The sequence below is a fragment of the Streptomyces sp. AcH 505 genome, from assembly GCF_000818175.1.
Classification (GTDB): domain Bacteria; phylum Actinomycetota; class Actinomycetes; order Streptomycetales; family Streptomycetaceae; genus Streptomyces.
Genome location: NZ_JTIY01000001.1, coordinates 823,438 through 844,727, shown reverse-complemented (window position 1 = coordinate 844,727; position 21,290 = coordinate 823,438). Strand labels below are relative to the sequence as shown.

16 protein-coding genes are annotated in these 21,290 nt (G+C 70.3%); all 16 read left to right on the top strand.

Annotated features, from left to right (window positions below; translation table 11 throughout):
- Positions 1-2,471, top strand: a 2,471-nt coding sequence (locus tag HY68_RS03815) for a glycoside hydrolase family 92 protein (RefSeq protein WP_052457006.1), incomplete at its 5' end; no start/stop codon positions are given.
- A 205-nt stretch (positions 2,472-2,676) separates the two neighbouring features.
- Positions 2,677-4,872 carry an MMPL family transporter gene (locus tag HY68_RS03810; protein WP_041984364.1) on the top strand — a complete coding sequence of 732 codons (2,196 nt, stop codon included), beginning with the start codon at positions 2,677-2,679 and terminating at the stop codon, positions 4,870-4,872.
- A 37-nt stretch (positions 4,873-4,909) separates the two neighbouring features.
- Complete coding sequence (locus HY68_RS03805; RefSeq protein ID WP_041984362.1) at positions 4,910-5,332, top strand: response regulator; 423 nt, start codon at positions 4,910-4,912, stop codon at positions 5,330-5,332.
- A gap of 668 nt (positions 5,333-6,000) precedes the next feature.
- Positions 6,001-6,993: an ArgS-related anticodon-binding protein NrtL gene (gene nrtL / locus HY68_RS03800; RefSeq protein WP_041984361.1), complete on the top strand. Its 993-nt coding sequence runs from the start codon at positions 6,001-6,003 to the stop codon at positions 6,991-6,993.
- 12 nt (positions 6,994-7,005) lie between these two features.
- Entirely contained in the window at positions 7,006-8,397 is a 1,392-nt protein-coding gene (gene lysA, locus HY68_RS03795; RefSeq protein WP_041984360.1) for a diaminopimelate decarboxylase, read from the top strand.
- Positions 8,398-8,520: 123 nt separating this feature from the next.
- On the top strand, positions 8,521-9,813 hold the full coding sequence (locus HY68_RS03790) for a homoserine dehydrogenase (protein ID WP_041984359.1): 1,293 nt from the start codon (positions 8,521-8,523) through the stop codon (positions 9,811-9,813).
- A 7-nt stretch (positions 9,814-9,820) separates the two neighbouring features.
- Positions 9,821-10,891: a threonine synthase gene (thrC, locus tag HY68_RS03785; protein ID WP_041984358.1), complete on the top strand. Its 1,071-nt coding sequence runs from the start codon at positions 9,821-9,823 to the stop codon at positions 10,889-10,891.
- Positions 10,892-11,090: 199 nt separating this feature from the next.
- Positions 11,091-12,011: a homoserine kinase gene (gene thrB, locus HY68_RS03780; protein ID WP_041984357.1), complete on the top strand. Its 921-nt coding sequence runs from the start codon at positions 11,091-11,093 to the stop codon at positions 12,009-12,011.
- Positions 12,012-12,415: 404 nt separating this feature from the next.
- On the top strand, positions 12,416-14,503 hold the full coding sequence (rho, locus tag HY68_RS03775) for a transcription termination factor Rho (RefSeq protein WP_041984355.1): 2,088 nt from the start codon (positions 12,416-12,418) through the stop codon (positions 14,501-14,503).
- 181 nt (positions 14,504-14,684) lie between these two features.
- Entirely contained in the window at positions 14,685-15,782 is a 1,098-nt protein-coding gene (locus tag HY68_RS03770; RefSeq protein WP_041984353.1) for an LCP family protein, read from the top strand.
- 182 nt (positions 15,783-15,964) lie between these two features.
- The gene (gene rpmE / locus HY68_RS03765; RefSeq protein ID WP_041984350.1) at positions 15,965-16,186 is read left to right on the top strand and encodes a 50S ribosomal protein L31; all 222 of its coding nucleotides are present in this window, start codon (positions 15,965-15,967) and stop codon (positions 16,184-16,186) included.
- Between the two features lie 130 nt (positions 16,187-16,316).
- A complete protein-coding gene (gene prfA, locus HY68_RS03760; protein ID WP_041984348.1) occupies positions 16,317-17,396 on the top strand; it encodes a peptide chain release factor 1 in 1,080 nt (359 codons plus the stop codon).
- A gap of 113 nt (positions 17,397-17,509) precedes the next feature.
- On the top strand, positions 17,510-18,349 hold the full coding sequence (prmC, locus tag HY68_RS03755) for a peptide chain release factor N(5)-glutamine methyltransferase (protein WP_198533384.1): 840 nt from the start codon (positions 17,510-17,512) through the stop codon (positions 18,347-18,349).
- 56 nt (positions 18,350-18,405) lie between these two features.
- Positions 18,406-19,053, top strand: a complete 648-nt coding sequence (locus HY68_RS03750; RefSeq protein WP_041984342.1) for an L-threonylcarbamoyladenylate synthase — start codon at positions 18,406-18,408, stop codon at positions 19,051-19,053.
- The gene (locus HY68_RS03745) at positions 19,050-19,700 is read left to right on the top strand and encodes a low molecular weight phosphatase family protein (RefSeq protein WP_041984340.1); all 651 of its coding nucleotides are present in this window, start codon (positions 19,050-19,052) and stop codon (positions 19,698-19,700) included. The genes HY68_RS03750 and HY68_RS03745 overlap by 4 nt, the downstream gene beginning before the upstream one ends.
- Positions 19,701-20,113: 413 nt before the next feature.
- On the top strand, positions 20,114-21,290 hold a 1,177-nt coding region (locus tag HY68_RS03740; RefSeq protein WP_063779692.1), incomplete at its 3' end, for an MraY family glycosyltransferase.

The following is a 21,290-nucleotide window of genomic DNA, read 5'->3' as shown; positions in this document are numbered from 1 at the left end:
CTGCCGGCAGCGCCGCCAAGGCGGCCGCTCCGCCCACCACCGGCGCCAACGGGATGTATCTGACGTTCGACACCACGGCCGCCAAGACCGTGACGGCCGCCGTCGGCATCTCGTACACCAGCGACGCCAACGCCACGTCCAACCTGACCAAAGAGGTCAAGGGCTGGAACTTCGACGCGATGCGCCAGGCCAACCACGACGCCTGGAACAAGGTGCTGGCCAAGGTCGGGATCGGCGGCGGCACCACCGACCAGCAGATCCAGTTCTACACCGCGCTCTACCACTCGCTGCTGCACCCGAACGTGTACTCCGACGACAACGGCCAGTACATGGGCATGGACAACCAGGTGCACAAACTGGCACAAGGTCAGAAAGCCCAGTACGCCAACTACTCGGGCTGGGACACCTACCGCTCGCAGACCCAGCTGATGGCCGTGGTCGAACCGCAGCTCACCGGCGACGTGGTGACGTCGATGCTCAACGGCTACGACCAGACGGGCCTGTTGCCCAAGTGGGCGTCGAACAACGGCGAGAGCTACGTGATGGTCGGTGACCCGGCCGCCGCGATCATCGCCGACGCGTACGCCTTCGGGGTCCGCAACTTCGACACGGCGCACGCACTCGACGCGCTCCAGCACGAGGCGACGGCGCCGAACCAGGACCGCCCCGCCGAGCAGGTGCGCGACAGCAAGGGCTACATCCCGCTGGACACCACCAACCCGGGCTGCTGCAACTTCTACGGTCCCGTCTCGACCCAACTGGAGTACGACAGCGCCGACTACGCGCTCGCGTCGTTCGCCAAGTCGCTGGGCAAGAACGCCGTCTACAAGAAGTTCGCCACCCGCGCCCAGGACTGGCAGAACGTCTTCAACCCGGAGTCCGGCTACATGCAGGGCAAGAACGCCGACGGCCAGTTCGCGCCCGGCTTCACCCCCGGCACCTCCAACGGATTCGTCGAGGGCAGCTCGGCCCAGTACACCCCGATGGTGCCGTTCAACATCCAGCAGCTCGCCGCCGCGGGCGGTGGCACCAAGGCGTACTCCGCGTTCCTCGACGGACTGCTCGACAACATCACCGAGCCGACCAGCGTCAACGCCAACCTCAGCAACGAGCCCAGCCTGGAGATCCCCTGGGAGTACGACTACCTGGCGCAGCCCTGGAAGACCCAGGCGGCCGTCCGGCAGGCCCAGCAGAAGCTCTACTTCAACGCCCCCGTCGGCTCGTTCGGCAACGACGACCTGGGCGCGATGAGTTCCTGGTACGTCTGGTCCGAGCTGGGGATGTACCCGCAGACCCCCGGCACCGACACCCTGGCGCTCGGCAGCCCGGCCTTCCCGGTCGCACAACTGACCGTCGGCGGGCACAAGTTGAAGATCAACGCCCCACAGGCTGCGCCGGACGCGCCGTACGTGCAGGCGCTGAGCGTCAACCAGAAGGTGCTGAACAAGTCCTGGCTGACCTACGGGCAGATCGCGGACGCGAACAGCCTCAACTGGACCCTCGGCACGTCGCCCAACACCTCCTGGGCGTCGGACCCCGGTTCGGTCCCGCCGTCCGACACCACCGGCAGCCAGGGAATCCTCGCGGCGACCGGGCCCACGGACGGCCTGGTGGTAGCGCCGGGCACGACCGCCCCCGGCACGCTCGACCTGACCAACATCAGCACCAAGCCGGTGACGGTCGACTGGAAGGCCACCGTGCCGTCAGGAGTCAGCCTGGACACCACGTCGGGCTCACTGACGGTCCCCGCTTCCGGCAGCGTGAAGCAGAAGCTCTCCGTCACGGCGGGCAGCGCCGAAGGCACCTACGCGGTCTCCTTCGCCCTGTCCGAGAACGGCACACCCGCCGGCAGCACCGCACTGCGGGTCGCCGTGGCGAAGCCGGGGGAGCTGTGGCCCTACGAGACGAACGAGGGCGTCTACCCGGACGGCGCGAGCTTCACCGGCGGGTTCGACGACGGCGGCTGGGCCTACTCCCAGAACGCCCTGTCCGCCGCCGGAGTCACCAACGGCTCGAAGATCACCACCGACGGACTGACGTACACCTGGCCCGACGTGGCCGCGGGGAAGCCCGACAACCTGGAGATGACCGGCCAGACCATCCCGGTCCCGGCCGGCACCACCGGTGCCTCGCTCGGCGTACTCGGCGCGGCCACCAACGCGCCGACCGACGGCAGCGGCGTCTCGGGCAAGCTGACCGTCACCTACACCGACGGCAGCACGGCGCAGGGCACGGTCGCCTTCTCGGACTGGACGCTCAACGCCAACTCCGCCCAGCCGCTGCCCGGTGACACGGCGGCGATCACCACCGCGTACCGGGCCACCGGCAGCGGTGGCAAGGACACGGTGAAGGCGTACGTCTTCGCCACGAAGGTGCCCGTGGACCCGGCGAAGACAGTGGCGTCGATCACGCTGCCGCAGACCGGCTCCGACGGCACACTCCACCTGTTCGCGCTCGCCTTCGGCGACTGACCCCCGCCCGACCGGGCGAAACACCCGCGGCCGGACCACCGGAGAACGACCGGTGGCCCGGCCGCGGTGCGCCGTCCGGCCCCTCCGGGCGCGCCCGCGCCGCGCTCCTGGGTGATGATTCGAAGATCGCGGGGTAAGCGAGCGCGGGGGCTTGAGAGACCCGGCACCCAAGACGCCCGGGGACACGTGAGGGAAGAGGCAGTCCGTGGCTCGACGGTTGTACGCACTGGGTCGGTGGGCGGCCCGCCACCGCGGCCGCGTCGTGAGCGCCTGGCTGCTGCTCCTCGTGGTCGTCGCCGGTCTGGGGACCACCCTGAACGGCAAGCTGACCACCGAGTTCTCCGTACCGGGCATCGAGTCCCAACAGGCGCAGGATCTGCTGAAGGAGAAGTTCCCCGCCGCGGCGGGCGGCACGGCCCGGGTGGTGTTCGTGGCCCACGGGGACACCAAGCTCAACGCGCCCGCCGAGAAGCAGGCCGTGGCGGCGAGCCTCAAGAAGGCCGCCACCGTGCCCGGCGTGGTGACGGTCTCCGACCCGGCCAGGACCGGCACGTACTCCAAGGACAAGACCATCGGCTACGCCGACGTGCTGTTCCGTCAGGCCGCCTCCGACGTGCCCGACTCGGCGAAGGACGCACTCTCCCGGGCGATGGCACCGGCCCGTGACGCCGGGCTGCAGGTCGAGTTCGGCGGCTCGGCCGAGACGGCGAAGACCGAGGTCGGCGGGCCCGCCGAGATCATCGGTGTGGTCATCGCCTTCTTCGTCCTCGCCATCGCGCTCAGCTCCCTGCTGGCGGCGGGGCTGCCCCTGATCACGGCGCTCATCGGGGTCGGCATCGGCGTGACGGCCGTGATGTTCGTCTCCCGCTTCGTCCAGATGACCAACACCGCGACCGTGCTCGCCCTGATGGTCGGCCTCGCCGTGGGCATCGACTACGCCCTGTTCATCGTCTCCCGCCACCGCGAACAGCTCGTGGACCCCGAAACGGACGTGCACGACTCGATCGGCCGGGCCGTCGCCACCGCCGGCAGCGCCGTGACCTTCGCCGGCGTCACCGTCGTCGTCGCGCTCGCCGCGCTGTCCGCGACCGGGATCCCGTTCCTCACGATCATGGGTCTGGCCGCGGCCGGCACCGTCCTGGTCGCGGTGTTCGTCGCCCTCACCCTCGTCCCCGCCGTGCTCGCCTTCGGCGGCGAGCGGCTGCGGCCCAAGCCCGGCGGCGGCCGGTTCCGGCGCAGGCGCGACACCCCGAAACTGCCCGGCGCCTGGGGTCTCGCCTGGGCCCGTACGGTGATGCGCGCCCCGGTCCTCGTGCTGGTCGTCGGGGTCGTCGGACTGCTCGTCATCGCTGTACCCGCGCTCAACCTCCGGCTCGGCCTGCCCAGCAACGAGACCCAGCCGACCGACACCACCCAGCACCGCAGCTACGAACTGCTCTCCAAGGGCTTCGGCCCCGGCTTCAACGCCACGCTCATCGTGGTGGTGGACGGCACCGGCATCGCGCCCGCCGACCGAGCCCCCGTGGTCAGGCAGGTCCGCGCCAAGATCGCCGCCGACCCCGAGGTGGTCGCCGTCGCGCCCCCCAACGCGTCCAAGGACGGCGACGTCACGGTCCTCGGCGTCGTACCCAAGGCGGGCCCCGACGCACCCGCGACGACCGACCTGGTCAACCGGCTGCGCGACGACGTCGGACCGCCCGTGTCCCGGGCCCACGGCCAGGTGTACGTGGCAGGCGCGACCGCCGCAGCCATCGACGTGTCGGCCAAGCTCTCCTCCGCGCTGCCGCTGTTCATCGGCATCATCGTGATCCTGGCGCTGATCCTGCTGACCATCGCCTTCCGGTCGCTGCTCGTACCGATCAAGGCGGTCCTCGGCTTCCTGCTGTCGATCGCGGCGGGGCTCGGCGCCGTCGTCTGGGTGTTCCAGTACGGCCACCTGGACAGCACGTTCCAGATCGCGGCAGCAGCCCCGGTCACCAGCTTCCTGCCGGTACTGCTGATCGGCGTGCTCTTCGGACTCGCCATGGACTACGAGGTGTTCCTGGTCAGCCGGATGCGCGAGCACTTCCAGCACCACGGGGACGCCAAGGAGGCCATCGCCCAGGGCCTGGCCCGCAGTGGGCGAGTGGTGAGCGCCGCGGCGCTGATCATGGCGGCCGTCTTCGGGGGCTTCATCTTCAACGGCGACCCCATCATCAAGTCCATCGGCTTCGCACTGACCTTCGGTGTGCTGATCGACGCCTTCGTCGTCCGGATGACGCTCGTCCCCGCCGTGATGGCCCTGCTCGGACGGCGCGCCTGGGGCCTGCCGCACGCCCTCGACCGCATCGTGCCGAACGTCGACATGGAAGGCGCGTCCCTGCCGCCGCACCCCTCCGAGGACGCGCGCGGAAGTCGGTAAAACCCGGACGCGGCGCCGCCGTCCGACCTACTCTCGAATGGTGGCGGGCGAGTCCGGCCGGGTGCTCGTTGTCGATGACAACAGAGTCATCAGGCAGCTGATCAGGGTCAATCTCGAACTGGAGGGCTTCGAGGTCGTGACCGCGGCCGACGGTGCCGAATGCCTGGACGTGGTGAACCACGTGCAGCCCGACGTGATCACCCTCGACGTGGTAATGCCGCGCCTGGACGGCATAAGCACCGCGGCCCGCCTACGCGCCGATCCCCGCACCAGCCACGTACCGATCGCCGTCATCAGCGCCTGCACGCAGTACGAGGTCGACGCGGGCGTAGCGGCGGGCGTGGACGCCTTCCTGGGCAAACCCTTCGAACCGGCCGACCTGATCAGAATCGTCCGCCGCCTGGCGCGGGGCGACGACCCGTGGTCGGCGGTGGACAAACACGGCGCGGGCCGCGTCTAGGTTGGCGGGGTCTGGGTTGCGGTGTCGCTGTCCGGTGCGGGTTCCGGGTCCTGCGGAGGGGGGTGTCCGGACTGCTTGTCGCATGAGCTCCTTCGCTTTACGTCCGGACACCCCCCTCCTCCGGCCCCGGCCCCCTCCCGTCCGGCGGTCGGACACACCGTCCGCGTCGCCGCGGGTGAGCGGTGCCCTGCGGGCCGGGGGTACGTCCCTGGCGTGAACGCCCGGGCACGTTCCCTCGCGGGTCGCGGCGCAACCGATCCGTGGCGGCTGGGGTGAAGGGGGTCGTGCAGGGGTGGTGTCCGGAGCGTAGAGCGTGATTTGTGGCGCATCTCGGCGGTGGCTCCGCGTCTCGGGAGTACGCGCCGTAAATCATGCAGCGCAGGACGCCTCCCCGGAACGGCCCCCGGCGACCACCGCAACCAAGACCGCCAACCGAACCGCGCCGGACGGCGACACCGCGCAGGACACGACCCCGGAACGGCCCCCGGCAACAACCGCAACGCAAACCCGCAACCACGAACCGCGCCGGACGGCGAAACCGCCCCCGGCGACCACCGCAACCACGACCGCCAACCGAACCGCGCCGGACGGCGACACCGCAACCCCCGCGGTGCCCGCATGGCGAAACGCACCGCGAGACCCGCCGGGGTCTCCCATACGCTTGTGCCGTGACCCCCGCCCAGCTCGCCCGCACCGTGCGGCACGCCGTATGCCGTGCCGTGGCGGACGGCGCGCTACGGGTCGCCGTGCCCGAACGGGTACAGGTCGAGCGGCCACGGGCAGGCGGCAGCGGCGACTGGGCGACCAACGCCGCGCTGACCCTCGCCGGGCCGGCCGGACGCGCGCCGCGCGAGGTCGCCGAGATCCTGCGCAGCCGGATGGAGACCCGTGGCATCACCCGCGTCGAGATCACCGGACCCGGCTTCCTGAACTTCACGTTGACCGGCGACAGCGGCGCCGACCTCGTCCGTACGGTCCTCGCCGCAGGGACCCGTTACGGCCACGGCGACACCCTAACCGGTACAACGGCGACGAAGACCTTCGCGCCCGGCGACGGCGTCCGCGCCACGATCTGGACCGGCGCCGTCGTCGCCCTGCTCCGCGCCCAGGGCGCCAGCGCCGACGTGCGGCCGGGCGGCGAAGCGCTGACCGTCGTGCCCGTACCCCCGGGCGACGACGTCGTCGCTCGGCTCGGCCCCGACGCGGCCCGCTGGGGGCTGCTGCGGGCCGCCGCCCACGACCGCCCGCTCACGGGGCAAGGGCTGCTCGTACAGCGCGAGACCAACCCGCTCTTCCTGGTGCGGTACGCCCACGCCCGCACCCGCGCGCTCAGCCGCGCCGCCGCAGAGCTGGGCGTCCCGGAAGGCGACCCGCACGGCCGGACGCCGGAAACGGGCGCCGAACTGCTCGCCGCCATCGGCGACCACCCCGCCGTCCTGGAGAGCGCCGCACGCCTGCGCGCCCCCGACCGCCTCGCCCGCCATCTCGAACTGACCGCCGACGCCGTCCTGCGGTTCCAGGAAACCGGCCGCCCGCTGCCCGTCGGCGACGAGAAACCCTCGGCCGCCCACCGCTCCCGCGTCGCGCTCGCCGAAGCCGCCGGGGCCGTGCTGGCAGGCGGCCTGTCCCTGCTCGGCATCACCGCACCCGAACACCTCTGAAAGAGCGAAGAGATGAGCCGTTCCGCGCACCCCGCAGGTCCCCGCCACGGAGACGTGATCCCCGACGGGCACTACTCCGCACCGGCGGCCGACCTCAACGTCCTCGACGAGAAGGTCTGGTCCCGCACGGTCGACCGCAACGAGAACGGGGTCGCCACCGTCGCCGGCATCGAAGTGACCCGGCTCGCCGAGGAGTTCGGCACCCCCGCCTACTTCCTCGACGAGGCCGACTTCCGGGCCCGCTGCCGCGCCTGGTCCGACGCCTTCGGCCCCGACGCCGACGTGTTCTACGCGGGCAAGGCGTTCCTGTCCCGCGCCGTCGTCCGCTGGCTCACCGAGGAAGGCCTCCACCTCGACGTCTGCTCCGGCGGCGAACTGGCCACCGCGCTGGCCGGCGGCATGCCCGCCGAGCGCATCGCCTTCCACGGCAACAACAAGACGACCGAGGAGATCGAGCGGGCCGTCGAGGCCGGCGTCGGGCGGATCGTCCTCGACTCGTTCCAGGAGATCGTCCGCGTCGCGCACATCGCGCAGAGCCAGGGCAAGCGCCAGCGCGTCCAGATCCGGGTCACCGTCGGCGTCGAGGCCCACACCCACGAATTCATCGCCACGGCGCACGAGGACCAGAAGTTCGGCATCCAGCTCGCCGACGGACAGGCCGCGGAGGCCGTCCGCCGCGCGCTCAAGCTCGACGGCCTCGAACTCATCGGCATCCACTCGCACATCGGCTCGCAGATCTTCGACATGGCGGGCTTCGAGGTCTCCGCGCGCCGCGTCGTGGAGCTGCTCGCCCAGATCCGCGACGAACACGGCGTCGAACTGCCCGAGATCGACCTCGGCGGCGGCCTCGGCATCGCGTACACCTCCGACGACGACCCGAGTGAGCCGCACCACATCGCCAAGGCGCTGCTCTCCATCGTCACCCGCGAGTGCGAGTCGGCGCGGCTGAGCACGCCCCGTATCTCCGTCGAGCCCGGCCGGGCGATCGTCGGGCCCACGGCCTTCACGCTCTACGAGGTCGGCACGATCAAGCCGCTCGAAGGGCTGCGCACCTATGTCAGCGTGGACGGCGGCATGTCCGACAACATCCGTACCGCGCTGTACGACGCCGAGTACAGCGTCGCGCTCGTCTCCCGCAGGTCCGACGCCGAGCCGATGCTCTCGCGCGTCGTCGGCAAGCACTGCGAGAGCGGCGACATCGTCGTACGGGACGCTTTCCTCCCTGCCGACCTGGCCCCCGGCGACCTGATCGCCGTACCGGCGACGGGTGCGTACTGCCGCTCCATGGCGAGCAACTACAACCACGCGCTGCGGCCGCCGGTGGTCGCCGTCAAGGACGGCGGGGCGCGGGTCATCGTGCGCCGGGAGACCGAGGAGGACCTGCTCCGGCTGGACGTCGGATAATGCGGGAAGTAGAGAGATGGTCTCGGGATCTGGACGGACGGCGGAAACTTCCGTCCAGTGAGTGAGACTGGACCGGATTCGTGCTGTATGGGCACTGGGCTTGAAACGAAAGGCGTAGGTCGGATGATGCGTTCGCGTCCGCTGAAGGTGGCGCTGCTGGGCTGTGGTGTGGTCGGCTCAGAGGTGGCGCGCATCATGACGACGCACGCCGACGACCTGGCCGCCCGGATCGGCGCCCCCCTGGAGCTGGCAGGGGTCGCCGTACGGCGACCCGGCAAGGCCCGCGCGGGTGTCGACCCGTCGCTGATCACGACCGACGCGACGGCCCTGGTCAAACGGGGCGACGTCGACGTGGTCGTCGAGGTCATCGGCGGTATCGAGCCCGCCCGTACGCTCATCACCACCGCCTTCGAGCACGGCGCTTCCGTCGTCTCGGCCAACAAGGCGCTGCTCGCCGAGGACGGCACGACGCTGTACGACGCGGCGGCGAAGCACGGCAGGGACCTCTACTTCGAGGCCGCCGTGGCCGGCGCCATCCCGCTGATCAGGCCGCTGCGGGAATCCCTCGCCGGTGACACCGTCAACCGGGTCCTGGGCATCGTCAACGGCACCACCAACTTCATCCTCGACCGGATGGACAGCGCCGGGTCCGGCTACTCCGAGGCCCTGGACGAGGCCACCGCGCTCGGTTACGCGGAGGCCGACCCGACCGCCGACGTCGAGGGCTTCGACGCGGCGGCCAAGGCCGCGATCCTCGCCGGTATCGCCTTCCACACCCGGGTACGCCTCGACGACGTGCACCGCGAGGGCATCACCGAGGTCACCTCCGCCGATCTGGCCTCGGCCCGGCGGATGGGCTGCACCGTCAAACTCCTCGCCATCTGCGAGCGCGCCGCCGACGGCAGGTCCGTCACCGCGCGCGTCCACCCGGCGATGATCCCGCTCACCCACCCGCTCGCCTCGGTGCGCGAGGCGTACAACGCGGTCTTCGTGGAGGCCGAGGCGGCGGGGCAGCTGATGTTCTACGGGCCCGGCGCCGGCGGTTCGCCGACCGCGTCCGCCGTGCTCGGCGATCTCGTCGCCGTGTGCCGGAACAAGCTGAACGGGGCGACAGGACCGGGGGAGTCGGCGTACACCCGGCTGCCCGTGAGCCCCATGGGCGACGTCGTCACGCGCTACCACATCAGTCTCGACGTGGCCGACAAACCGGGTGTGCTCGCCCAGGTCGCGACGGTATTCGCCGAGCACAGCGTGTCCATCGACACCGTCCGCCAGAAGGGAAAGGACGGCGAGGCCTCCCTCGTCGTCGTCACCCACCGCGCGCAAGACGCCGCCCTGTCGGCGACCGTCGAAGCGCTGCGCAAGCTCGACACCGTGCGCGGTGTCGCCAGCATCATGCGTGTTGAAGGGGAGTAAGGGACCCATGACGAGCAATGGCACCCACCAGTGGCGCGGCATCATCGAGGAGTACCGGGACCGCCTCCCGGTGACGGCGGAGACGGACATCGTCACGCTCCGTGAGGGCGGCACGCCGCTCGTCCCCGCACAGCTGCTCTCCGAGCTGACGGGCTGCGAGGTGCACCTCAAGGTCGAGGGCGCCAACCCGACCGGCTCGTTCAAGGACCGCGGCATGACGATGGCCATCACCGAGGCCAAGGCGGCCGGCGCCAAGGCGGTCATCTGCGCCTCCACCGGCAACACGTCGGCCTCGGCCTCCGCCTACGCGGTACGGGCCGGCATGGTCTGCGCCGTCCTGGTCCCGCAGGGCAAGATCGCCCTGGGCAAGATGGGCCAGGCGCTGGTGCACGGCGCGCAGATCCTCCAGGTCGACGGCAATTTCGACGACTGCCTGACGCTGGCCCGCTCGCTGTCCGACAACTACCCGGTGGCGCTGGTCAATTCGGTCAACCCGGCCAGGATCGAGGGCCAGAAGACCGGCGCCTTCGAGATCGTGGACGCGCTCGGCGACGCCCCCGACATCCATGTGCTGCCCGTCGGCAACGCCGGCAACATCACGGCGTACTGGAAGGGTTACACCGAGTACGCCACCGACGGGCCCGCCACCGGCACGCCGCGGATGTGGGGCTTCCAGGCGTCCGGCTCGGCGCCCATCGTGCGCGGCGAGGTCGTCAAGGACCCGCACACCGTCGCCACCGCGATCCGGATCGGCAACCCCGCCTCGTGGAAGTACGCGCTGGCGGCGCGTGACGAGTCCGGCGGCTTCATCGACGAGGTCACGGACCGTCAAATCCTGCGCGCCTACCGGCTGTTGGCCGCCCGCGAGGGCGTGTTCGTGGAGCCGGCCTCGGCCGCTTCCGTCGCCGGTCTGCTCAAGGCCGCCGAGGAGGGCAAGGTCGACCGCGGCCAGCGCATCGTCTGCACCGTGACGGGCAACGGCCTCAAGGACCCGGACTGGGCCGTCCAGGGCGCCCCGCGCCCGATCGTCGTCCCGGTCGACGCGGTCGCCGCGGCGGAGCGGCTCGGACTCGCCTGACAGCGATGGCGCACAGGGGACGGGCGACACGCATCGTGCGCCTCCTGTGCGCCCTATGTCGGATGAGAACCTTCCTTCGATAGGCTGTACCCAACCCGCCCCGCCGCATATGCCGTGGTGTTGCCGCCTTCGTGCGCCCCGGGTCTCGAAAACCGCCGTCACCTCGGAATTCGCAGTCACAAGGAGAGTCGTCAGAGCGATGGCCGGTCCAGCGTTCCGCGCCGCCGCCGTACGGGTGCGCGTCCCCGCCACCAGCGCCAACATCGGTCCGGGCTTCGACGCCCTGGGCCTGTCGCTGGGGCTCTACGACGACGTCGTCGTCCGCGTGGCCGACTCCGGGCTGCACATCGACATCGCGGGCGAGGGCGCCGACACGCTCCCGCGCGACGAGGACCATCTGCTGGTACGGACCCTGCGTACCGCCTTCGACCTGCTCGGCGGACAGCCGCGCGGCCTGGAGGTCGTCTGTGCCAACCGGATCCCGCACGGCCGGGGTCTCGGCTCGTCATCCGCCGCCATCTGCGCGGGAATTGTCGCCGCGCGCGCCGTGACCACGGGCGGCGACGCGCGCCTCGACGACGTGGCCATGCTGGAGCTCGCCACCGAGATCGAAGGACACCCCGACAACGTCGCCGCCTGTCTGCTCGGCGGCTTCACACTCGCCTGGACGGACGGCGGAGCGGCGCGGGCGATCAGGATGGAGCCCCTCGCGTCCGTCGTTCCGGTGGTTTTCGTCCCCGGCGACCCCGTACTCACCCGGACGGCGCGCGGACTGCTGCCGCGTACCGTCCCCCATGTGGACGCCGCCGCCAACGCGGGCCGCGCCGCGCTGCTCGTCGAGGCGCTGACCAGGCGCCCCGAACTGCTGCTGCCCGCAACGGAGGACCGGCTCCACCAGGAGTACCGGGCCCCCGCGATGCCGCAGAGCATCGCCCTGGTCAACCGACTGCGCGCGGACGGCGTCCCTGCGGTCATCTCCGGCGCGGGCCCCACGGTGCTCGCGCTGGCCGAGGACGGTGCGGCCGACAAGGTCGCACGGCTGGCGGGGGAGGGATGGGCCGCCAACCGGCTCTCCTTCGACGGCGCGGGAGCGAGCGTTCTGCCGCTCGGCTCTCAGTGACGGGAGATTGCCGGTGAGTGAGAGGGGGAATGTTTGTTGGAGCCGGTAGTGTTAGCCTTAAGCCAGCAGCTGACGTCTTTGCGGCGCCGTGTTTTGCTGATTTGCGTCCCCAATTCGGGACCACCATTCTTCCGGGAGCCTCCCCAACTGCCTGAGCAGCCTGCCTGAGCAGTTTTGAGCACGCCTCGGAACCGGCACGACACCCCCTCGCTTTTCCCAGCGAGTGGGCCGAGCAGGGGGACCTCGGGCCGGACCCATTGCACGCACGCATGTTTCTCCGCCGTACCCGGCGGGACCACCGCCCCGGCATCGGTCCTCGATCCGAAAGATCACAGGCCGCAGCCGGACAGCACAACCGGTCGCCGAGCCAGAAGGCCGACGTCCGCTCCAGGGAAGGACCCTTCGTGAGCGACACCACCGATCTGATGGGCGTGACTGCCGACAACAGTGTCGACAACACCGCGCCCGCCGCAGGTGCTGCCACTGGCACCACCGCACGGCGCCGCCGCTCCGGCACCGGCCTCGAGGGCATGGTCCTGGCCGAGCTGCAGCAGGTCGCGTCCGGCCTCGGCATCAGGGGCACGGCGCGGATGCGCAAGAGCCAGCTGATCGAGGTCATCAAGGAGACGCAGGGCGGTTCGTCGCCCGCGGCCAAGAGCGCCGACGGCGCGGATGCCGAGACCAAGCCGAAGCGCCGGGCGACCTCCAAGGCCCGTACGGGTGAGACTGCCGCAGCCGCCGCCGAGAAGGCGGACAAGGCCGAAAAGGCCGCCGCACAGCAGCAGATCGACATCCCCGGCCAGCCGGCGAGCGACGACCAGCCGGTCACCGAGCGCCGCAGGCGCCGAGCCACCTCACCGGCAGGAAACTCCGAGATCAGCGTCGCCGAGCCCAAGAACGAAGCGCAGGCAGCGGCCCCGCAGGCGGAGGACCGGCCGGACGCCAAGGCCGAGGCCGCCGTGGGCGCTTCGGCGCAGAGCGTCGACACCGACGGCAGGCGCGGCGAGCGCCAGGACCGCGGCCAGCAGCGCGGCGACCGGCCCGACCGCGGCGACCGCGGTGACCGGCGCGACCGGCAGCGCGACCGCAGGGGCAAGGGCGGCGACGACCAGCAGGGCGGCCAGCAGGGGCAGGGCCAGGGCGGCCAGAACCAGCAGGGCGGCGGCGGTCAGCGCCAGCAGCGGGACAACCGCGGCGGCCAGAACCAGAACCAGAACAACGGCCCGCAGGACGACTTCGACGACGAGGCGGGCGGCAGGCGCGGCAGGCGCGGCCGTTACCGCGACCGCCGTGGCCGTCGTGGCCGCGAGGAGTTCGGTGGCGGCGGCGAGCCGCAGGTCGCCGACGACGACGTGCTGATCCCCGTCGCCGGCATCCTCGACATCCTCGACAACTACGCGTTCATCAGGACCTCCGGCTACCTGCCGGGCCCGAACGACGTGTACGTCTCGCTCGCCCAGGTCCGTAAGAACGGCCTGCGCAAGGGCGACCATGTCACCGGCGCCGTGCGCCAGCCCAAGGACGGCGAGCGCCGTGAGAAGTTCAACGCGCTGGTCCGCCTCGACACGGCGAACGGCATGGCGGCCGACTCGGGCCGCGGCCGGCCCGAGTTCCAGAAGCTGACCCCGCTCTACCCGCAGGACCGGCTCCGTCTGGAGACCGACCCGGGGGTGCTGACGACCCGGATCATCGACCTGGTCGCGCCCATCGGCAAGGGCCAGCGCGGTCTGATCGTGGCCCCGCCGAAGACCGGCAAGACCATGATCCTGCAGGCCATCGCCAACGCCATCACGGTCAACAGCCCCGAGTGCCATCTGATGGTCGTCCTCGTCGACGAGCGGCCCGAAGAAGTCACCGACATGCAGCGGTCCGTCAAGGGCGAGGTCATCTCCTCGACCTTCGACCGCCCCGCCGAGGACCACACCACCGTCGCCGAGCTGGCCATCGAGCGCGCCAAGCGCCTCGTGGAGCTGGGTCACGACGTGGTGGTGCTGCTCGACTCCATCACCCGTCTGGGCCGCGCGTACAACCTCGCCGCGCCCGCCTCCGGACGCATCCTGTCCGGTGGTGTCGACTCGACCGCGCTCTACCCGCCGAAGCGCTTCTTCGGTGCGGCGCGCAACATCGAGGACGGCGGTTCGCTGACGATCCTGGCCACCGCGCTCGTCGAGACCGGCTCGCGCATGGACGAGGTCATTTTCGAGGAGTTCAAGGGCACCGGCAACATGGAGCTCAGGCTCGACCGGAAGCTCTCGGACAAGCGGATCTTCCCGGCGGTGGACGTGGACGCGTCCAGCACCCGTAAGGAAGAGATCCTGATGGCCCACGACGAGCTGGGCATCGTCTGGAAGCTGCGCCGGGTGCTGCACGCGCTCGACCAGCAGCAGGCGATCGAGCTGCTGCTCGACAAGATGAAGCAGACGAAGTCGAACGCGGAGTTCCTGCTGCAGATCCAGAAGACGACACCGATGCCTGGCAACGGCAACGACTGACGTCCTCTCCCCAGCAGTACCGGGGCCGCCCCCGTCATTCCGATGACGGGGGCGGCCCCTTTCCCGTCCCCGGAAGTTGTGGAACCCCGCCGGGTGCGTCACTGTCTGTACAAGGGGGACATATCGCCTGAATCTCCTGGGAGGAGGTAGCCGGACCGACGAGTGGCCACCGAGGGAGACCATGACCGACGACCGGAACAGCCGAATACGTGGCAGCGGCGCCCGCCGCAAACCGCGCAGCAAGCGCCGTCGTGCGATGTTCATCGCCGTCTGGTGCGTCGCCGCGCTGGTCGTGATCGCCGCAGGTGGTCTCGCGTTCGTCTACTTCAAGCTCAACGGCAACATCAAGGGCGTCAACATCGACGCGCAGCTCGGCTCGCACCGCCCGCAGAACGTCGACAACGGCTCGCAGGACATCCTGGTCCTCGGCTCGGACTCCCGGTCGGGCGCCAACGCCGAGTACGGCAAGAACGCCGGCGCGCGCTCCGACACCGCGATGGTCATCCACGTCTACAAGGGCCACAAGAAGGCCGCTGTCGTCTCCATACCGCGCGACACCCTGGTCGACCGCCCCGCGTGCCCGGACGGCAAGGGGAAGACCGCACCGGCCGAGCGCGGCGCCATGTTCAACTCGGCGTACGAGGCCGGCGGCCCCGCCTGCGCCGTCAAGACCGTGGAGCAGATGTCCGGCATCCGGATGGACCACTACGTCGAGGTCGACTTCACCGGGTTCAAGAAGCTCATCGACCAGCTCGGCGGCGTCAAGCTCACCACGACGCAGGCCATCGACGACCCCAAGAGCCATCTCAAGCTGGCGGCGGGCACGCACACCCTGCACGGCGAGCAGGCGCTGGGGCTCGTCAGGACCCGCAAGAGCGTCGGTGACGGCAGCGACCTGGGCCGTATCCAGCTCCAGCAGGCCTTCATCAAGGCGCTGATCGGGCAGATCAAGCACATCGGCGTGTTCAGCAATCCCAAGAAGCTCTTCGATCTCGCCGACACCGCCACCAGCGCGATCACGCCCGACTCGAAACTCGACTCGATCAACGGACTGATCGGGTTCGCCGGCGGCCTCAAGGACATCTCCACCAAGAACGTGAAGATGATCACACTCCCGGTGCGCTACGACCCCGCCGACCCGAACCGGGTACTGCCGCTGGCCAAGGGCTCCCGGCAGGTCTGGACGGCCCTCGCGCACGACCGGCCGATCCCCGCGTCGGCGACGAAGGACTCCGCGGGGGACCGGGGCGACGCGCACGGTGTGGTCAAGGGCGGCTGAGCCGGGGAACCCCGGACCTCCGGACAACCGGGCCGCGGAATAGTCCGGCCCTTCCCCCGGTTTTGGGAGATACGCCCAGTGCTGGCAGACTGGTCCGCTGGCCCCGGTTCACGTACGAGCAGTCCGCGCGTGCGACCCGGAGCCCTCCCCGTGATCCGCGGGGACCTTCCCAAGGAGTCACCTTGAAGCGCGATATCCACCCCGCGTACGTCGAGACCCAGGTGAGCTGCACCTGCGGTGCGTCGTTCACCACCCGCAGCACCATCGAGTCGGGCGCCATCCGTGCCGACCTGTGCTCCGAGTGCCACCCGTTCTACACGGGCAAGCAGAAGATCCTCGACACCGGTGGCCGTGTGGCCCGCTTCGAGGCCCGCTTCGGCAAGGCCGCTGCCGCCAAGAAGTAGCGAGCCATCTGCGCCGGTTCTCGGTGCCCCTTCCCCGGGGCGCCGAGACCGGCGCTTTGGCGTCCCGCAACACCTTCGCGGTCCTTCCGCGGCATTTCGCAGCACCTTCGCATCAACCCAGGAGCCCCCGATGTTCGAGGCGGTCGAGGAACTGATCGACGAGCACACTCAACTTGAGTCGCAGCTCGCCGACCCGTCGGTCCACGCGGACCAGGCGAACGCCCGCAAGCTCAACAAGCGCTACGCCGAGCTGACCCCGATCGTCGGGACCTACCGCTCCTGGAAGCAGACAGGTGAGGACGTCGAGACGGCCCGCGGCTTCATCGCCGACGACCCCGACTTCGCCGCCGAGGTCAAGGACCTGGAGCGGCAGCGCGAGGAACTCACCGAGAAGCTGCGGCTGCTGCTCGTACCCCGTGACCCCAGCGACGACAAGGACGTCATCCTGGAGGTCAAGGCCGGCGCGGGCGGCGACGAGTCGGCGCTGTTCGCCGGCGACCTGCTGCGGATGTACCTGCGGTACGCGGAGCGCGTCGGCTGGAAGACCGAGATCATCGACGCCACCGAGTCCGAGCTGGGCGGCTACAAGGACGTCCAGGTCGCCGTGAAGACCAAGGGCGGCAACGGCGCGACCGAGCCGGGCCAGGGCGTCTGGGCGCGGCTGAAGTACGAGGGCGGCGTGCACCGCGTACAGCGGGTGCCGGCCACCGAGTCGCAGGGCCGGATCCACACCTCGGCCGCCGGTGTCCTGGTGACACCCGAGGCCGAGGAGATCGACGTCGAGATCAACCAGAACGACCTGCGCATCGACGTCTACCGCTCCTCGGGCCCCGGCGGGCAGTCCGTGAACACCACCGACTCGGCCGTGCGCATCACGCACGTGCCGACCGGTGTCGTGGCCTCCTGCCAGAACGAGAAGAGCCAGCTCCAGAACAAGGAGCAGGCCATGCGTATCCTGCGCTCGCGGCTGCTCGCCGCAGCCCAGGAGGAGGCCGAGAAGAACGCGGCGGACGCCCGGCGCAGCCAGGTGCGCACCGTCGACCGCTCGGAGAAGATCCGCACGTACAACTTCCCGGAAAACCGGATCTCGGACCACCGGGTCGGCTTCAAGGCGTACAACTTGGACCAGGTGCTCGACGGTGAACTGGACGCCGTCATCCAGGCATGTGTCGACGCGGACTCCGCAGCGAAACTCGCCGTCGCCCGCTGACGTCCCGCCCAGTCCTTCACCCACTCTCGCAGTCCGGAGGAACCAGCGTGCAGCCACATCCTGGGGGGCCCAGCGACCCTCAGCGGCTCCGCCGCGGGCCCGTCCCCCGCAGTCTGCTGCTCGCCGAGGTGGCCCAGGCCACCCAGCGGCTGGCGGACGCGGGCGTGCCCTCACCGCGCTTCGACGCGGAGGAGCTCGCCGCTTACGTGCACGGCGTGAAGCGAGGAGAGCTGCACACCGTCAAGGACACCGACTTCGACGCCCGGTACTGGGAGGCCGTCGCGCGCCGAGAGGCACGTGAGCCGCTCCAGCACATCACCGGGCGCGCGTTCTTCCGCTACCTGGAGCTCCAGGTGGGCCCCGGCGTCTTCGTACCGCGCCCGGAGACCGAGTCGGTCGTCGGCTGGGCCATAGACGCCGTACGGGCGATGGACGTCGTCGAGCCGATCGTCGTCGACCTGTGCGCCGGATCGGGCGCCATCGCGCTCGCGATGGCGCAGGAGGTCCCGCGCTCGCGCGTGCACGCCGTCGAGCTGTCCGAGGACGCCCTGACCTGGACCCGGAAGAACGCCGACGGATCCCGGGTCACCGTGCACCAGGGAGACGCCCTCAGCGCCCTTCCCGAGCTGGACGGACAGGTCGACCTGGTCATCTCCAACCCGCCGTACATCCCGCTCACCGAGTGGGAGTACGTCGCGCCCGAGGCCCGTGACCACGACCCGCAGATGGCGTTGTTCTCGGGCGAGGACGGCCTCGACACCATCCGTGGCATCGAACGCACCGCGCACCGGCTGCTGCGGCCCGGCGGTCTCGTCGTGATCGAGCACGCCGACACGCAGGGCGGCCAGGTCCCGTGGATCTTCAGCGAGGAGTCGGGCTGGGCGGACGCGGCCGACCACCCCGATCTGAACAAGCGCCCGCGCTTCGCCACGGCCCGCAAGGCGATGCCGTGAACCGTTCGACCCGTTCCGACCATCAGACCGTGTATGTGCACGAGGAGGCCTTCTAAATGGCTCGGCGATACGACTGCAACGACGCGACCGACCGTACGACCGGTCTGCGCGAGGCCGCGTCGGCAGTACGCCGCGGTGAGCTGGTCGTGCTGCCCACCGACACCGTGTACGGGATCGGCGCCGACGCCTTCAGCGCCGAGGCGGTGGCCGACCTGCTGGACGCCAAGGGACGCGGCCGCAACATGCCCACGCCCGTGCTGATCGGCTCGCCGAACACCCTGCACGGGCTGGTCACCGACTTCTCCGAGCAGGCGTGGGAGCTGGTGGACGCGTTCTGGCCCGGCGCGCTGACCCTCGTCGCCCGGCACCAGCCGTCCCTCCAGTGGGACCTCGGCGACACCCAGGGCACGGTCGCCGTACGGATGCCGCTGCACCCCGTCGCGATCGAACTGCTCACCGAGTTCGGCCCGATGGCCGTCTCCAGCGCCAACCTCACGGGACACCCGGCACCCGAGGACTGCGACGCGGCCCAGGCCATGCTCGGGGACTCCGTCTCCGTCTATCTCGACGGCGGTCCGACGCCCGGCATCGTGCCGTCCTCGATCGTCGACGTCTCGGGCAAGACCCCGGTGCTGCTGCGGGCCGGCGCCCTCGACGCCGAGGAGCTCCGCAAGGTGGTACCCGATCTAGAGGTGGCCAATTGACCACCCCGCAGGGGCGTGGCATAGCGGACACCGCACAGCACGGCAGTACGTTCCGCATCCTCCACGTCAGTACCGGCAACGTCTGCCGCTCGCCCATCACCGAGCGGCTGAACCGCCACGCCCTGACGGTCCGGCTCGGTGAGCGGCTGACCGGCGGACTGATCGTGGAGAGTGCCGGTACCTGGGGTCACGAAGGCGCCCCGATGGAGGCCAACGCCGAGGCCGTACTGGCCGACTTCGGCGCCGACGCGACCGGCTTCGTCGGCCGCGAACTGCTCGACGAGCACGTGATCAGAGCCGACCTGGTCCTCACCGCGACCCGTGACCACCGGGCCCAGGTGATCTCGATGGGCCACTCGGCCGGCCTGCGCACCTTCACGCTCAAGGAGTTCACCCGGCTGGTACGGGCGATAGACCCGGCCACCCTGCCCGACCCCCTCGACGAGGGGGTGGTCGAACGCGCCCGCGCGCTGGTCCGCGCCGCGGCGGCGCTACGCGGCTGGCTGCTCGCCCCGAACGCGGAGGCGGACGAGGTCTACGACCCGTACGGCGCCCCGATCACGTTCTTCCGCTCGATCGGCGACGAGATCAACCAGGCCCTGGACCCGGTGATCACCGCCCTCACCGGCGTAGCCGCGCGTTCTTAGAGGGCTCGGCTCACGCCCCTCTTTTTGAGGGCTCGGTTCGCCTCCGGGGCGCTTTAAGCCACTGTCGACGGTCGACCGTGCTCGTCCCGCTCGTACCTCGCGGGCCTGCGCGCGCTCTCCCTTTCGACAGCGGCGCGCCCCTTCGGCTCACTCGCCACGGGGCGGGCCTGTCCCACATGCGCGGGGGCGTCGGGGAAACCCGTAGTATCCGCAAAGAAAGCAAGGGAATTGGCGGGGCGCTTTCCGCCCGGTCTGTCCGATTCCCGAATGGAATGGACGACGGCGGAAAGCCGTGCAACCAGCGCTCCCGTCCCGGGTGTCCTCATGTGGGGGACGACGCGGTATCCATGGGCTGCTGCGACCAACGCTAAGGTGTGGGGCTGAGATGGCCAGCGATTCCTGTGGGGCAGCCCGTGCGTGATTACCTGCTGACGCTCTGTGTGACGGCCGCGGTGACTTATCTGCTGACCGGCCCGGTGCGGAAGTTCGCGATCGCGGTCGGCGCGATGACCGCGATCCGCGCCCGTGACGTACACCGCGAGGTGACACCACGGCTCGGCGGTATCGCCATGTTCTTCGGTCTGTGCGCCGGACTGCTCGTCGCCGACAACCTGCAGAACCTCAACGGTGTCTTCGACCTGTCCAACGAACCGCGCGCCCTGCTCTCCGGTGCCGCGCTGATCTGGCTGGTCGGTGTCCTGGACGACAAGTTCGAGCTGGACGCCCTGCTCAAGCTCGGTGCGCAGATGATCGCCGCCGGTGTGATGGTGATGCAGGGTCTGACGATCCTGTGGATCCCCGTACCCGGTGTGGGCACCGTCTCGTTGACGTCCTGGCAGGGCACACTGCTCACCGTCGCGCTGGTCGTCATCACGATCAACGCGGTCAACTTCGTCGACGGACTCGACGGTCTCGCGGCCGGCATGGTGTGCATCGCCGCCGCGGCCTTCTTCCTGTACGCCTACCGGATCTGGTACGGCTACGGCATCGAGGCGGCGGCGCCCGCCACGCTGTTCGCCGCGATCCTGATGGGCATGTGCCTGGGCTTCCTGCCGCACAACATGGCCCCGGCGAGGATCTTCATGGGCGACTCGGGCTCGATGATGCTCGGTCTCGTCCTGGCCTCGGGAGCGATCTCGGTCACAGGCCAGGTCGACCCGGACACACTGAATCTCTTCGAGGGCGGTACCCGCGAGGGCACCCACGCGGCGCTGCCGGTCTTCATCCCGCTGGTGCTGCCGCTGACGATCATCGCGATCCCGTTCGCCGACCTGGTGCTCGCGATCGGCCGCCGTACCTGGAACGGCCAGTCGCCGTTCGCCGCCGACCGCGGCCATCTGCACCACCGGATGCTGGAGATCGGTCACTCGAAGACCAGAGCCGTGCTGATCATGTACTTCTGGTCGGCGCTGATCGCGTTCGGCGTGCTCCTCTACTCCGTGCACTCGGCGTCGATGTGGATCCTGGTGCTCGTGGTGGGACTGAGCGCGGTCGGTCTGGTGCTCCTGCTGTTGCCGCGCTTCAATCCCCATGTCCCGCGCTGGGCCGAGTCGGTCGTACCGCCCCGCTACCGGCGCCGCCGCCGGCGGG